This window comes from Streptomyces lincolnensis, from assembly GCF_021173675.1.
Taxonomy (GTDB): domain Bacteria; phylum Actinomycetota; class Actinomycetes; order Streptomycetales; family Streptomycetaceae; genus Streptomyces; species Streptomyces lincolnensis_B.
In genome coordinates this window covers 464,654-478,709 of sequence record NZ_JAIHON010000003.1, presented here as the reverse complement: position 1 = coordinate 478,709, position 14,056 = coordinate 464,654, and the positions used below count along the sequence as shown (strand labels likewise).

Below are 14,056 nucleotides of genomic sequence, written 5' to 3'. Positions count from 1 at the left end.
CTACGGATGGTGGGGCGGGTGTCCCGGCGCTTTCCTGTTCGGCACAGCCGACGCCCGCCGCGACGGGCCCGTTTCCCTGGAGAGCCAGCGCGTGAGCGACGACAGCACCCCCACCCTCGTCCTGACCGGCGGCCAAGTCCTCACCGTGGACGACGACTTCACGGTGGCCCAAGGCGTGGCGGTCCGGGGCCGGACCATCGTCGCCGTCGGCGGCGACAGGGAGATCCGCGCCCTGACCGGCCCCGGCACACGCGTCGTCGACCTGGGCGGCCGGACCGTACTGCCCGGCATCAACGACTCGCATCTGCACGGGGCCGCCTACGGCATGACCAAGCCGCCGTTCGCCGTCGCGGTGGGGCATCCGGCGGTCGCGTCGATCGCCGACATCGCGGCCGTCGTGGGGCAGGAGGCGCGGGCCGCCCGGCCCGGCGAGTGGATCGTCGGGCTGGGCTGGGATCCGGGGTACCTCGCGGAGTGTCTGGCCGATTCCCGGCGGTTCCCGCACCGTCGGGACCTGGACGCCGTGGCGCCGGGCAACCCGGTCTGCCTGACCGACTTCTCCTCCCACATGGCGTGGGTCAACACCGCGGCCCTGCGCGCGTGCGGAATCGACGCGTCGAGCGTGCCCCCGGCGGGCGGCGTGATCGACCTGGACGCGGACGGCGAGCCCACCGGCATCCTGCGCGAGGCCGCCCAGGGGCTCCTCCGGGCCGAACTCCCCTCCCCCACCGTCGCCCAGCGCCGCCGGGCCATCCACAACGTGATCGCGGAGCTCCACACCCGCGGCATCACCAGCTACACCGAGCCCGGCCTCGGCCCCGGCGGCGCCACCACCCTGTTCGGCGGACTGAGCACCGACAACTGGACGGCCTACGCGGATCTCGCGGCCGACGGCGGACTGCAGGCGCGGGTCAGCGTCCTGCTGCTGCCCGCGCCCATGGGCGGCTCCGCCGCCGACGTGCGCGAGGGGCTGGCCAAGCTCAGCCGCCCGGAGTCGGCCGATCCGCGCCTGCTGCGCGCCATCGGCGTCAAGATCTTCGCCGACGGAGTGCCGCCGAACCGGACGGCCTGGATGAACGAGCCCTACGCCGACGGCGGCCACGGCGCCCTGTGCGTGCACGGCGCCACCCCCGCGCTCCAGGTAGACGAGCTGCGCGAGATGATCCGGATCGCCCACGAGGCGGGCTTCCAACTGGGTGTCCACGTCACCGGCGACCGGGCCATCGACACGGTCGTGGACGCGTTCCTCGCGGCGGACGCGGCCACACCCCGGCCCGACGCCCGGCACTACGTCATCCATGGCGACTTCGTCGGCGCCGACAGCCTCGCCAAGCTCGCCGCGCACGGCTACGGCATCAACATGAACCCGGCCATCAAGTGGACGGTCTCCGACCTGATGGACGAGGTGGTGGGGGCCGAACGCTCCGCCTACCAGTGGCCCGTGCGGTCCGCCGTCGAGGCCGGGATCGCGGTCTGCGCGTCCAGCGACGCGCCGATCACGGAGCCCGACTGGCGGCAGGGGGTGGCGGCGATGATGCTGCGGGAGTCGAAGGCGAGCGGCCGGCGCAGCGGCCCGGAGCAGTGCGTGGGTCTGGCGGACGCGCTGCGGGCGTACACCGTCAACGCGGCGCGCCAGGACTTCGCCGAGACGTGGAAGGGGTCCGTCGAGGTCGGCAAGGTCGCCGACCTCTGCGTCCTGGACCGCCCCTTGCTCGACCTGGACCCGCACGGGATCACCGACGCGGAGGTGGACCTGACGGTCTTCGACGGGCGGGTCGTCCACGAGCGGTGAGCCGCCCTCCCGGTGCGTCCTCCCGGTGCGTCCTTCCCGGTGCATTGCGATCCGGAAGAGCTCCGAAACTTTTCGGAATTCCGTCACCTCGCTCCGATCCGCCTTTTCAAAGAATTCTCGATCATTCCAGGTGAGCGATAGGCGTTCCGGACATACCTTCCGGAAGGCTTGCGATAACCGTTGACAACCCACCCCTTCCCCGCTTCATTGTCATGGCATCGACAGGACGGTCGAGGAGGAGACAGGTATGGACGAGAACCACGTCATGAATCGCGGAATCAGCCGCAGGGGGCTCATCGGCGGGGCCGGTGCCCTCGCGCTGGGCGCGTCGGCGCTGGTGCTGCCCGGCACCGCGCACGCCGAGCCGAACCGGACCGTGACGGCGAACCAGACCGGCAACCACAACGGCTTCTACTACTCGTTCTGGACCGACGCCGGCGGGACGGTCTCCATGACCCTGGGCGCCGGCGGCAACTACAGCACCTCGTGGCGCAACACCGGCAACTTCGTGTGCGGCAAGGGCTGGAGCAACGGCGGCCGCAGGACCGTACGGTACTCGGGCAGCTTCAGCCCGTCCGGCAACGGATACCTCTGCCTCTACGGGTGGACGTCAAATCCGCTCGTCGAGTACTACATCGTCGACAACTGGGGCACCTACCGGCCCACGGGCACGTACAAGGGCACGGTCAGCAGCGACGGCGGCACGTACGACATCTACCAGACGATGCGGTACAACGCGCCCTCGGTCGAAGGCAACAAGACCTTCCCGCAGTTCTGGAGCGTCCGGCAGGCGAAGCGGACCGGCGGGACCATCACCACGGGCAACCACTTCGACGCGTGGGCCCGTGCCGGAATGCGCCTGGGCAGTTTCAATTACTACATGATCCTCGCGACCGAGGGATATCAGAGCAGCGGGAGTTCCAACATCACGGTGAATGCGTGAACCCCCCGTCATCCGCTCCGGAGTAGACGACCGACGCCGTCCCGGAGCGAACGACCGCCGTCGCCCATTCCCGCGCCGGGAGGCCGAGCAACCGCTCGATCTCCTCGCGGTCCGGCAAGGGCCCGTGGTCGCCGGTCACCCTGAGTGCCGAGGTCGCGGTGATGTGGCCCAGCCGGAGGGCGCGTTCTGTGTCCGCGTCCTCGCCGCGCAGCAGCCCGGCCAGGAATCCGGCGGCGAAGGCGTCGCCCGCGCCGACGGATTCCACCACCTCCGTGCGCAGAGCGGGCACGGTGCGGACCTCCTCGTCGCCGAAGACGGTGGCCGCGTGGGCGCCGTCCTTGACGACGAGGAGACGCGGGTGCGGCAACAGCTCCCGGACGCCGGCCGGTTCGAGGTCGGCGTCCCAGAGTTCCTGCGCCTCGTCGAGGCCGACGAAGGTGATGTCGGCGCGGTCGGCCAGGTCACGCAGCACGGGGGCGGCCGTCCCGGCCGGCCAGAGCGCCGGGCGGTGGTTGACGTCGAAGCTGACGGCATACGGCCGGCCGCCCGGCGGGGTGGTGAGCGCCGCCGTCACCAGGTCCCGGCAGGACGGGGACAGTGCCGGGGTCACGCCCGTCAGGTGCAGCAAGGAGGCCGATCGCAGTCTGTCGTCGGCCAGGACATCGGGTCCCAGCGCGGAGGCCGCCGAGTCGCCGCGGTAGTAGTGGACGCGGGTGCGGCCGCCGGCCGGTTCCTTCACGAGCAGGCCCGTGGGCCGCTCGGGGTCGTGGCGCACACCGCCGACGTCGACACCGGCCGCACCGACCGCGGCCCGCACTCGGCGTCCCAACGCGTCGTCGCCCAACGCCGAGAGCCAGGAGACGGGGACGCCCAGGTCGGCCAGGTACATCGCCACGTTCGACTCCGCCCCGGCCACCGACAGCCGCAGGGCCTCTGCGGTCTCCAGCGCATCGGGCGGTGCGGGGGCGAGGGCGGCCATGGTCTCCCCGACGCACACCACGGCACCTTCGGCGGGACGCCAGACCTTCGTCATGAGACCTGCCCTCCGGCGGGCTGTTCTCCGGCCTGCCGCTTTCCGGCGGGCTGTCGCACGGGCTCCCGCACCGACTCCTGCCGTACGACGGTCAGGAAGCCGCGGGCCCGGTCGCGCAGCGCGGTGAGGCTGCCGCCGTCGGCCGCGTCGCCGACCAGAGGGGAGCCGACACCGACCGCGGTCGCCCCGGCGGCCAGATAGGCCCGGGCGGCCTCCTCGTCGACGCCGCCCACCGGCACGAACAGCTCCCGCGGGAACGGGCCGCGCAGCGCCCGGAGATAGGCGGGACCTCCTGCCTGGGCGGCCGGGAAGATCTTCAGGGCGGTCGCACCGGCCGTCCGGGCGGCCAGGACGTCGGTCGGGGTCATCACCCCGGCCAGGACCGGCAGCCCCAGAGCGAGTGCCGTCTCGACGCCGGCGCCGAGGGCGGGCGTGACGACGTAGTCCGCCCCCGCCTGCCGGGCGGCACGGGCGTCGTCGGCGGTCAGGACGGTTCCGGCACCGAGGGGGCGGTCCGGGCCGAGGGCCTCGCGGGCACGCTCGATGACGGTCAGGGCGTCCCTGCCGGACAAGGACACCTCGATCAGTTGGACGCCCTCGTCCGCCAGCGCCAGCACCGTGCGCAGCGCCGCCTCCGGGTCCGCGCCGCGCACGATCGCGACCAGACGGTGGGCGGCCAGGGCCGCTCGAAGATCCATGGACGAGCTCCTTGTCGTGCGGGGCGGTTCAAGGCGTGGCGACCGGTCCGTGATGTTGGCGGGAAACATTCTGCTCGCCAGACTGTGCGGGTGACGACTCCACCAGGCTCTCCCGGGACCCTCCGTGCCGTTCTCCTCGACTCGGGCGGTGTCCTGATGCGGCCGAAGGGCGGCCGCTGGAACCCGCGGGCGGACTTCGAGCAGATCCTCCTGGCCCATGAACCGTCCCTCACGCCCGAGCAGTTGGAGGAGGCGGTCTCCGCGGGCGACGACCACCTCGCCGCCCTGTCCTCGACGCCCGACTACGACGACTACCACCGGGTCGTCCTCCGCCACCTCGGTGTGGAGGCCACCTCGCGGCTCCTGGCCGACCTCCGCCGCGAGGTCGCACCGGCGGTGTACCTGGAGACCTTCCCGGACGTCGAGGAGACCCTTCGGGAGCTGAGCCGGCGGGGCGTGCGGATGGCCGTGGTGTCGGACGCCTGGCCCGAACTGCCCGAACTCCACGCCGGACTGGGGATCAGGGGGTACTTCGAGGCGTACGCGATCTCCGCGGTGCTCGGCTGCACCAAGCCGGATCCGCGCATGTACCACCACGCCAGTTCCGCGCTGGGTCTCGCGCCCGACCAGTGTCTGTTCGTGGACGACGCCCCGGACCTGGTGGCCGCGGCGATCGGCCTGGGCTATGCGGGACGCGCGCTGTGCCGGGACTCGCCCGCCGCGGCCGACGTGCCGTCCGTCGCCTCCCTCAGGGAGATCCTGGATCTCTTCTGAACCTCCGATGCATCCCGATGCCTCGTGACACCTACCGCCGCCGTCGGACGCCTCCCGACCGGTGAGGGATCACGCCGCGTGCCTGGTCACAGCGCCCCCTGAGACACTCTGGCCATGAACACGCACACGAGGACGGACGAGATACGGCCGAACCGGGCGACGCCCGCCTGGCACCTGCGCCCCGCCGAGCCGGCGGATCTGGAGACGCTCGTGGAACTGCGGGCGACCGTGATGCGCGCGGATCTGGAGCGGTTGGGACGGTTCGACGAACAGCGGGTGCGGCAGCGGCTGCGGGACTCCTTCTCCCCGCGCGACACCTCGGTGATCGTGGCCGACGGCACTGTCGCCGGCTGCGTCACCGTGCGTCCCGCCGAGGACGGGCGGGTGCTGGAGCACTTCTATCTCGCCCCGCGTCTCCAGGGCCGGGGGCTCGGATCCGCGGTGCTGCGCACCCTGCTGGACCGGGCCGACGCCGACGGCGCGTCCGTCCGCCTGAACGTCCTCCAGGGCAGCGCCGCCCGACGGCTGTACGAGCGCCACGGGTTCATCTTGGAGGCGGAGGACCCGGTCGACGTCTTCATGGTCCGGCTCCCGAGGGCGCTCCACTCGCCGTCGGACGACTGACCCCCGGGCGGCTCCGGGGCCGATCCGGACGGCCGATGGCGCCGCCGACGCCGTCCCGGCGTCCTCCCGACGCGCGGGCGAGACACACCCCTCGGACGGGCGAAGAGGGCCAGGTCACAGTCGCGGAGAGGGCGAGATCACAGCCATGCCCCCTGCTGCTCCTTTGGGCCGGTGTCCTAGCATCCGAGCATGACGGTCCTGCCTGACGACGGGCTTGAGCTGGCCGCCGAGTTCCCTGACGTGTCCCACGAGCAGTGGCAGCGCCTCGTTGCGGGTGTGCTGCGCAAGTCGGGCAAGGACGTCGAGGGTGCTCAGGCCGAGGAAGCCCTGTCCACCGCGCTGGAGGACGGGCTGCGCACCCGTCCCCTGTTCACCGCGCACGACGCCGCGCCCGAACCGGGCTTCCCGGGGTTCGCCCCCTTCGTACGAGGGAGCCGGGCCGAGGGGAACACCGTCGGCGGCTGGGACGTGCGGCAGCGGCACTCGGTGGCCGACGCCGCCACGGTCCTCGGGGATCTGGAGAACGGCGTCACCTCGCTGTGGCTGGTCGTCGGCGAGGGCGGCATCCCGGTGTCCTCACTCGGCCGGGTTCTGGACGGCGTGTATCTCGACCTGGCCCCGGTCGTCCTGGACGCCGGCCCCGAAGTGGAGCCCGCCGCACGTGAGTTGCTGCGGCTGTACGAGGAGCGGGGCGTCGCCCCGGAGGCGGTGCGCGGCAACCTGGGCGGGGACCCGCTCGGTCACGAGGCCCGCACCGGGCGGTCGTACGACATCGCTACGGTGGCCGGCCTGGCGAGGCGGTGCGCCGACACCTACCCGGGGCTGCGGGCCCTGACCGTGGACGCGCTGCCGTACCACGAGGCCGGCGGTTCGGCCGCGCAGGAGCTGGGTGCCTCGATCGCCACCGGCGTCGCGTATCTGCGGGAGCTGACCGAAGCCGGGCTGAGTGTCGAACAGGCGTGTGCGCAGCTGGAGTTCCGGTACGCGGCGACCGCCGACCAGTTCCTGACGATCGCCAAGCTGCGGGCCGCGCGCCGGCTGTGGGCCCGGGTGGCCGAGGCCTGCGGCGCCCCGGCGGCGGGCGCACAGCTCCAGCACGTGGTGACCTCGCCGGTGATGATGACCCGCCGGGACCCGTGGGTGAACATGCTGCGCACGACGATCGCCACGCTGGCCGCCGGGGCGGGCGGGGCGGACTCCGTCACCGTGCTGCCCTTCGACAACGAACTCGGTCTGCCGGACGCGTTCGCACGGCGCATCGCCCGCAACACCTCGACGATCCTCATCGAGGAGTCGCATCTGTCCCGGGTGATCGACCCGGCGGGCGGCTCCTGGTACGTGGAGCGCCTCACCGACGAACTCGCCCACGCGGGCTGGGAGTTCTTCCGCACGATCGAGCGGGACGGCGGCCAGGCGGCCGTACTGCGCTCGGGACGGCTGCGCACGGACCTGGCGACGACCTGGGCGGAGCGCTCCAAGAAGCTCTCCAAGCGGCGCGAACCCATCACGGGCGTCAGCGAGTTCCCGCACCTCGCCGAGAAGCCGGTGGAGCGCCGGCCCGCCCCCGAGGCCCCCTCCGGCGGTCTGCCGCGGGTCCGCCGCGACGAGGCGTACGAGGAACTGCGCGCCCGCTCCGACGCCCATCTGGCCGCGACCGGCTCCCGGCCCCGGATCTTCCTTGCGGCCATCGGCCCCGCCGCCGCCCACACCGCGCGCACGACCTTCGCCTCGAACCTCTTCCAGGCCGGCGGCATCGAGCCCGTCACCGACGGCACGTTCGCCGAGAGCGGGGCCACCGAGGTCTGTCTGTGCTCCAGCGACGCCCTGTACGAGGAGCAGGCGGAGAGCGTGGCCGCGGAGCTCAGGGCCACCGGTGCCTCTCATGTGTTCCTCGCGGGGCGTCCGGGGCAGTACCAGGGTGTCGACGCGTACGTCTTCGCGGGCTGTGACGCCGTGGCCGTCCTGTCCGCCACCCTCGACCGCATGGGAGTGTCCCGATGACCGCCCCCCTTGGCCCCTCCGTCCCCGACTTCTCCGGGATCGAGCTGGGGAGTCCGGCCGTGGACGGCGGCGCCGACGAGTGGCGTACGGCCGTCAAGCGGGCGGCCGGCGGGGACGACCTGCTGTGGGAGACCCCGGAGGGCATCCCGGTCAAGCTGCTGTACACCGGGCAGGACCTGGAGGGCCTGGACTTCCTGGGCACCTACCCGGGCGCCGCCCCGTATCTGCGCGGCCCGTACCCGACGATGTACGTCAACCAGCCCTGGACGATCCGCCAGTACGCGGGCTTCTCGACCGCCGAGGAGTCCAACGCGTTCTACCGCCGCAACCTCGCGGCCGGTCAGAAGGGCCTGTCGGTCGCCTTCGACCTGCCCACCCACCGCGGCTACGACAGCGACCACCCGCGGGTCACCGGTGACGTCGGCATGGCGGGCGTGGCGATCGACTCGATCTACGACATGCGGCAGCTGTTCGACGGGATTCCGCTGGACAGGATGACCGTGTCGATGACGATGAACGGCGCCGTGCTGCCGGTGCTGGCGCTGTACATCGTGGCGGCCGAGGAACAGGGCGTACCGCCCGAGAAGCTGGCCGGGACCATCCAGAACGACATCCTCAAGGAGTTCATGGTCCGCAACACCTACATCTATCCGCCGAAGCCGTCGATGCGGATCATCTCCGACATCTTCGCCTTCACCTCGCAGCGGATGCCGCGCTACAACTCCATCTCGATCTCCGGCTACCACATCCAGGAGGCGGGCGCGACGGCCGACCTGGAGCTGGCGTACACCCTCGCGGACGGGGTGGAGTACATCCGCGCCGGCCGTGAAGCGGGCCTGGACGTGGACGCGTTCGCGCCCCGGCTGTCCTTCTTCTGGGCGATCGGCATGAACTTCTTCATGGAGATCGCCAAGCTGCGGGCGGCCCGGCTGCTGTGGGCGAAGCTGGTGAGGCAGTTCGACCCGCAGAACGCCAAGTCGCTGTCCCTGCGCACCCATTCGCAGACCTCGGGCTGGTCACTGACCGCCCAGGACGTCTTCAACAACGTCACGCGCACCTGCGTGGAGGCGATGGCGGCCACCCAGGGCCACACCCAGTCGCTGCACACCAACGCCCTCGACGAGGCACTCGCGCTGCCCACCGACTTCTCCGCGCGCATCGCCCGCAACACCCAGCTGCTGATCCAGCAGGAGTCCGGCACGACCCGGGTCATCGACCCGTGGGGCGGCAGCGCCTACGTGGAGAAGCTGACCTACGACCTCGCGCGCCGGGCCTGGCAGCACATCCAGGAGGTCGAGGCGGCGGGCGGCATGGCCAAGGCCATCGACGCCGGCATCCCCAAGCTGCGCATCGAGGAGGCCGCGGCCCGCACCCAGGCCCGGATCGACTCCGGCCGGCAGCCGGTGATCGGCGTCAACAAGTACCGCGTCGAGACCGACGAGCAGATCGACGTCCTCAAGGTCGACAACTCCTCCGTGCGCACCCAGCAGATCGAGAAACTGCGCCGGCTGCGCGCCGAACGGGACGAGCGGGCGTGCCAGGACTCGCTGGACGCGCTCACCCGGGCGGCCGGCGGCGAGGGCAACCTGCTGGAGCTGGCCGTGAACGCGGCGCGCGCCAAGGCGACCGTCGGGGAGATCTCCGACGCCCTGGAGAAGGTGTACGGCCGGCACGCGAGCCAGATCCGTACGATCTCCGGCGTGTACCGCAACGAGGCAGGAGAGTCGGAGAACGTGGAGCGCACCCGGGCCCTGGTGGACGTCTTCGCCGAGGCGGAGGGCCGCCGGCCGCGCATCCTGGTCGCCAAGATGGGCCAGGACGGCCACGACCGCGGCCAGAAGGTCATCGCCACCGCCTTCGCCGACCTCGGCTTCGACGTGGACGTCGGCCCCCTGTTCCAGACCCCGGGCGAGGTGGCCCGCCAGGCCGTCGAGGCGGACGTGCACATCGTCGGGGTCTCCTCGCTGGCCGCCGGTCACCTCACGCTCGTCCCCGCGCTGCGCGAGGCGCTCGCCGAGGAGGGCCGCGAGGACATCGTGATCGTGGTCGGCGGGGTCATCCCGCCGCAGGACGTGCCGACGCTGTTGGAGATGGGCGCCGCGGCCGTGTTCCCGCCCGGGACGGTGATCCCGGACGCGGCGTACGACCTGGTCAAGCGGCTGTCGGACGACCTCGGGCACGACCTGTGATCGATGTCGACGGCTATGTGAAGGGCGTCCTCGACGGGAAACGGGCGGTCGTCGCGCGCGCCATCACGCTCGTCGAGTCCACCCGGCCGCAGCACCGGGCGCTCGCGCAGCAGGTCCTGACCGAGTTGCTCCCGCACAGCGGCCGGGCGCGACGGATCGGCGTCAGCGGTGTTCCCGGTGTCGGCAAGTCGACGTTCATCGACGCGTTCGGCACCCTGCTGACCTCGCTGGGGCACCGGGTGGCCGTGCTCGCGGTCGACCCGTCCTCCAGCCGCACCGGAGGGTCGATCCTCGGCGACAAGACGCGGATGGAGCGACTGGCCGTCGACCCGGCGGCGTTCGTGCGCCCCTCCCCCACCGCGGGCACGCTGGGCGGCGTCGCCAAGGCGACCCGCGAGTCGATCGTGGTGATGGAGGCGGCCGGCTACGACGTGATCCTGGTGGAGACCGTCGGCGTCGGCCAGTCCGAGACCGCGGTCGCCGGCATGGTGGACTCCTTCCTGCTGCTCACCCTCGCCCGCACCGGCGACCAGTTGCAGGGCATCAAGAAGGGCGTCCTGGAGCTGGCGGACGTGATCGCCGTCAACAAGGCGGACGGCCCGCACGAGCGCGACGCGCGGGCCGCGGCACGGGAGTTGACGGGCGCACTGCGGCTGATGCACGGCAAGGACGCCGCCTGGACGCCACCGGTGCTCAGTTGCAGTGCCCGCGAGTCCACCGGCCTGGACACCGTGTGGGAACGCCTGGAGCAGCACCGCACCCTGCTGGACTCCACCGGACGCCTCGCCGCCAAACGGCGCGACCAGCAGGTCGAGTGGACCTGGAGCATGGTCCGCGACGAACTCCTCGGCCGACTGCACGCCGATCCGGCGGTACGGGCCCTGACGCCCGCCCTCGAACAGCAGGTCAGGGACGGCGAGCTGACGGCCACGCTGGCCGCCGAACGCATTCTGGGGGCGTTCGGGCAACGCTGAAGGCCTGCCCGCACGGGAGTTCGGGGCCGCCCTGGTGTGCGCCGGGCACGAGCCGTCCGGCGCCGCCCGCGCGCCCCCTCGCCGCCGCTTGTCATTCCCTGTGTACGCGCACTACTGTCACCACGCCTTGGTGAACGGGAAATCCGGTGTGATGCCGGTGCGGCCCTCGCCACTGTGAATCGGGAAGTCCGGCTCCAGCCCTCACGGGCAGCCACTGGGTTCAAGGACCCGGGAAGGCGGAGCACGGGCGGTGTCACCCGTAAGCCAGGAGACCGGCCAAGGCGCGTCAACCATCCACGAGGTGCTGGAGAGGGTCTGCTGAGCCATGCACATAGCCGAGGGTTTCCTTCCTCCGGCGCACGCGATCGCCTGGGGTGTCGCGTCCGCGCCGTTCGTCGTCCACGGAGTCCGCTCCCTCACCCGTGAGGTCAGGGAGCATCCGGAGAGCACCCTGCTCCTCGGCGCCTCCGGGGCCTTCACGTTCGTCCTGTCCGCGCTGAAGCTGCCGTCGGTGACGGGCAGTTGCTCGCATCCCACCGGCACGGGGCTCGGCGCCATCCTGTTCCGGCCGCCGATCATGGCCGTACTGGGCACCATCACGCTGCTCTTCCAGGCGCTGCTGCTCGCCCACGGCGGTCTGACCACGCTCGGCGCCAACGTCTTCTCGATGGCGATCGTCGGGCCCTGGGCGGGCTACGCCGTCTACCGGCTGCTGCGGCGGTACGACGTGCCGTTGATGGTCGCGGTGTTCTTCGGCGCGTTCGTCGCCGACCTGTCCACGTACTGCGTGACCAGCGTGCAGCTGGCGCTCGCGTTCCCCGACCCGAGCAGCGGGTTCCTGGGCGCGCTGGGCAAGTTCGGCTCCATCTTCGCCGTCACGCAGATCCCGCTCGCGGTGAGCGAGGGGCTCCTGACCGTGCTGGTGATGCGGCTGCTGAGCCAGTCCAGCAAGGGAGAGCTGATCCGGCTGGGCGTCCTGGCGGCGGGCAAGCGGGCGGCGACCGGGACCGAGGCGGTGGCCCGATGAGCCGTAACGCGAAGATCAACACCCTGTTGCTGCTGGTCGTGGTGGCCCTCGCCGTGCTGCCGCTGGCCCTCGGGCTGGGCGACCACAAGGAGGAGCCGTTCACCGGCGCCGACGCCGAGGCGGAGACGGCCATCACCGAGATCGAACCGGACTACGAGCCGTGGTTCTCACCGCTGTACGAACCGCCGTCCGGGGAGATCGAGTCGGCGCTGTTCGCCCTCCAGGCGGCGATCGGCGCGGGCGTGCTCACCTACTACTTCGGTCTGCACCGGGGACGCCGCCAGGGTGAGCAGCGGGCGCTGGCCCGGCTGGAGGCCCAGGACACGGCGGCGCAGGCGGCCTCCGACGAGCCCTCCGCCGAACGGACCTGAGCGCCCGTGCTGCCGATCGACGCGGCGGCGCACAGCAGCCGCTGGCGCCACCGCCATCCCGTGGACAAGGCCGTGCTCGGGCTCGGACTGACCGTGCTGGCGATCTCGCTGCCGCCCTGGCCGGGCGCGGCCCTGGTGCTGGCGACGGCGCTCGTCGTGCTGCTGGGCCCGGCGGGCGTGCCCGCCCGCCGGCTGTGGCGCGCCTACCGGGTGCCGCTCGGTTTCTGCGTGACCGGCGCGCTCACCCTGCTCGTGCAGGTCGGCGGGCCCGACGGGTTCGTCGCCCCGGCCCCCGACGGGCCGGTCCGGGCCGGGGAGCTGCTGCTGCGCACCTCGGCCGCCTCCCTCGGTGTGCTGCTGTTCGCGTTCACCACGCCGATGTCCGACCTGCTGCCCCGGCTGGTGAAGGCGGGCGTGCCCGCGCCCGTCGTGGACGTGGCGCTGGTGACGTACCGCATGAGCTTTCTGCTCCTGGACTCCATGCGGCGCATCCGGGAGGCCCAGGCCGCCCGGCTCGGGCACACCGGCCGGGCGGCGGAGTGGCGGTCCCTGGCCGGGCTCGGTGCCACGGCGTTCGTGCGTGCCTTCGACCGGGCGGCCCGACTCCAGGACGGGTTGGCCGGACGCGGCTACGACGGCACTCTGCGCGTCCTGGTCCCCGAGGCCCGGGTCTCGGCCCGCTTCACGGCGGCCGCCGTCCTGCTCCTCGCGACCGTGGCCGCCCTCACCTTCGTACTGGAAAGGCCGCTGTCATGAGCGAGCCCGTGCTGGTCGCCCTGCGGGGCGCGTCCTTCGCCTACGAGGACGGTCCCACCGTCCTGAGCGGGCTCGACTTCGAGGTGCGTGAAGGGCGCGCGCTGGCCCTGCTCGGGCGCAACGGCAGTGGCAAGACCACGCTGATGAGGCTGCTCAGCGGCGGACTGCGGCCGCGCGGCGGTGAGTTGACCGTCGAGGGGCGGCCCGTGCGCCACGACCGCAAGGGCCTGACCCGGCTGCGCACCACCGTCCAGCTGGTCGTGCAGGACCCGGACGACCAGCTGTTCGCCGCGTCCGTCGCCCAGGACGTGTCGTTCGGTCCGCTCAACCTCGGTCTGCCCGATGCCGAGGTGCGGGCCCGGGTCGAGGAGGCGCTCGCCGCCCTGGACATCACCGCCCTGGCCGACCGGCCCACGCATCTGCTCTCCTACGGCCAGCGCAAGCGGACCGCGATCGCCGGTGCCGTGGCGATGCGCCCCCGCGTGCTCATCCTCGACGAGCCGACCGCCGGACTGGACCCCGACGGTCAGGAGCGGCTCCTGACCACCCTCGACGACCTGCGCGGCACCGGAACGACCGTGGTGATGGCGACCCATGACGTCGACCTCGCCCTGCGCTGGGCCGACGACGCGGCCGTGCTCACCCCGTCGGGCGCGCACCTCGGCCCCGCCGCCACGATGCTCGCCCGCACCGACCTGCTCCGGCAGGCGGGGCTACGGCTGCCCTGGGGCATCGCCGCCACTCGACTGCTGCGCGAGCAGGGCCTGTTGGACGACTCCGCCCCCGGTCCGCGCACCCCGGACGAACTGGCGGCCCTGGTGGCTCCCTCGATCGCCGCCGAGGGCTGACCCCTCGCGGACCACGTCCCCGTCCG

Annotated in this window: 13 protein-coding genes and 1 riboswitch; of the genes, 11 read left to right on the top strand and 2 right to left on the bottom strand. The window is 72.4% G+C overall.

Features of this window, described 5'->3' with window-relative positions:
* Nucleotides 1-91: 91 nt before the first annotated feature.
* Together K4B79_RS09250 and K4B79_RS09245 are read left to right on the top strand one after the other, a co-directional pair.
* Complete coding sequence (locus K4B79_RS09250) at nucleotides 92-1,792, top strand: amidohydrolase (protein WP_232025864.1); 1,701 nt, start codon at nucleotides 92-94, stop codon at nucleotides 1,790-1,792.
* A 265-nt stretch (nucleotides 1,793-2,057) separates the two neighbouring features.
* Nucleotides 2,058-2,735 (top strand): glycoside hydrolase family 11 protein, encoded by a 678-nt coding sequence (locus K4B79_RS09245; RefSeq protein WP_374208451.1) that lies wholly within the window; start codon nucleotides 2,058-2,060, stop codon nucleotides 2,733-2,735.
* On the opposite strand, the gene K4B79_RS09240 is transcribed toward K4B79_RS09245, so the two are convergent.
* Complete coding sequence (locus K4B79_RS09240) at nucleotides 2,719-3,768, bottom strand: sugar kinase (RefSeq protein WP_232025861.1); 1,050 nt, start codon at nucleotides 3,766-3,768, stop codon at nucleotides 2,719-2,721. The two genes, K4B79_RS09245 and K4B79_RS09240, sit on opposite strands and share 17 nt — an antisense overlap.
* Entirely contained in the window at nucleotides 3,765-4,466 is a 702-nt protein-coding gene (locus tag K4B79_RS09235) for a bifunctional 4-hydroxy-2-oxoglutarate aldolase/2-dehydro-3-deoxy-phosphogluconate aldolase (RefSeq protein WP_232025859.1), read from the bottom strand. The genes K4B79_RS09240 and K4B79_RS09235 overlap by 4 nt, the downstream gene beginning before the upstream one ends.
* A gap of 90 nt (nucleotides 4,467-4,556) precedes the next feature.
* Here K4B79_RS09235 and K4B79_RS09230 point away from each other — a divergent pair, with 90 nt between their 5' ends.
* The 9 genes from K4B79_RS09230 (at nucleotide 4,557) to K4B79_RS09190 (ending at nucleotide 14,030) form a co-directional block, all read left to right on the top strand.
* Nucleotides 4,557-5,240: an HAD family hydrolase gene (locus K4B79_RS09230; protein ID WP_232025857.1), complete on the top strand. Its 684-nt coding sequence runs from the start codon at nucleotides 4,557-4,559 to the stop codon at nucleotides 5,238-5,240.
* 114 nt (nucleotides 5,241-5,354) lie between these two features.
* Nucleotides 5,355-5,864, top strand: coding sequence for a GNAT family N-acetyltransferase (locus K4B79_RS09225; protein ID WP_232025855.1), 510 nt, complete (start codon nucleotides 5,355-5,357; stop codon nucleotides 5,862-5,864).
* 189 nt (nucleotides 5,865-6,053) lie between these two features.
* Nucleotides 6,054-7,865, top strand: coding sequence for a methylmalonyl-CoA mutase family protein (locus tag K4B79_RS09220; RefSeq protein ID WP_232025853.1), 1,812 nt, complete (start codon nucleotides 6,054-6,056; stop codon nucleotides 7,863-7,865).
* Nucleotides 7,862-10,054, top strand: coding sequence for a methylmalonyl-CoA mutase (scpA, locus tag K4B79_RS09215; RefSeq protein WP_232025851.1), 2,193 nt, complete (start codon nucleotides 7,862-7,864; stop codon nucleotides 10,052-10,054). Before K4B79_RS09220 ends, scpA begins: the two co-directional genes overlap by 4 nt.
* Entirely contained in the window at nucleotides 10,051-11,028 is a 978-nt protein-coding gene (meaB, locus tag K4B79_RS09210) for a methylmalonyl Co-A mutase-associated GTPase MeaB (RefSeq protein ID WP_232025849.1), read from the top strand. The genes scpA and meaB overlap by 4 nt, the downstream gene beginning before the upstream one ends.
* A gap of 111 nt (nucleotides 11,029-11,139) precedes the next feature.
* Nucleotides 11,140-11,323, top strand: a riboswitch (cobalamin riboswitch).
* 30 nt (nucleotides 11,324-11,353) lie between these two features.
* On the top strand, nucleotides 11,354-12,055 hold the full coding sequence (locus tag K4B79_RS09205; protein ID WP_232025847.1) for an energy-coupling factor ABC transporter permease: 702 nt from the start codon (nucleotides 11,354-11,356) through the stop codon (nucleotides 12,053-12,055).
* Nucleotides 12,052-12,426 carry an energy-coupling factor ABC transporter substrate-binding protein gene (locus K4B79_RS09200; RefSeq protein WP_232025845.1) on the top strand — a complete coding sequence of 125 codons (375 nt, stop codon included), beginning with the start codon at nucleotides 12,052-12,054 and terminating at the stop codon, nucleotides 12,424-12,426. The genes K4B79_RS09205 and K4B79_RS09200 overlap by 4 nt, the downstream gene beginning before the upstream one ends.
* A 6-nt stretch (nucleotides 12,427-12,432) precedes the next feature.
* On the top strand, nucleotides 12,433-13,182 hold the full coding sequence (gene cbiQ, locus K4B79_RS09195; RefSeq protein WP_232025843.1) for a cobalt ECF transporter T component CbiQ: 750 nt from the start codon (nucleotides 12,433-12,435) through the stop codon (nucleotides 13,180-13,182).
* On the top strand, nucleotides 13,179-14,030 hold the full coding sequence (locus K4B79_RS09190) for an energy-coupling factor ABC transporter ATP-binding protein (protein WP_232025841.1): 852 nt from the start codon (nucleotides 13,179-13,181) through the stop codon (nucleotides 14,028-14,030). The genes cbiQ and K4B79_RS09190 overlap by 4 nt, the downstream gene beginning before the upstream one ends.
* Nucleotides 14,031-14,056: the final 26 nt, after the last annotated feature.

Bases quoted from the DNA above. Each gene is read 5' to 3' on its own strand.
- K4B79_RS09245 (WP_374208451.1), top strand. From the start codon at position 2,058: ATGAATCGCGGAATCAGCCGCAGGGGGCTCATCGGCGGGGCCGGTGCC.
- K4B79_RS09240 (WP_232025861.1), bottom strand. From the start codon at position 3,768: ATGACGAAGGTCTGGCGTCCCGCCGAAGGTGCCGTGGTGTGCGTCGGG.
- K4B79_RS09235 (WP_232025859.1), bottom strand. From the start codon at position 4,466: ATGGATCTTCGAGCGGCCCTGGCCGCCCACCGTCTGGTCGCGATCGTG.
- K4B79_RS09225 (WP_232025855.1), top strand. From the start codon at position 5,355: ATGAACACGCACACGAGGACGGACGAGATACGGCCGAACCGGGCGACG.
- K4B79_RS09220 (WP_232025853.1), top strand. From the start codon at position 6,054: ATGACGGTCCTGCCTGACGACGGGCTTGAGCTGGCCGCCGAGTTCCCT.
- scpA (WP_232025851.1), top strand. From the start codon at position 7,862: ATGACCGCCCCCCTTGGCCCCTCCGTCCCCGACTTCTCCGGGATCGAG.
- K4B79_RS09205 (WP_232025847.1), top strand. From the start codon at position 11,354: ATGCACATAGCCGAGGGTTTCCTTCCTCCGGCGCACGCGATCGCCTGG.
- K4B79_RS09200 (WP_232025845.1), top strand. From the start codon at position 12,052: ATGAGCCGTAACGCGAAGATCAACACCCTGTTGCTGCTGGTCGTGGTG.
- K4B79_RS09190 (WP_232025841.1), top strand. From the start codon at position 13,179: ATGAGCGAGCCCGTGCTGGTCGCCCTGCGGGGCGCGTCCTTCGCCTAC.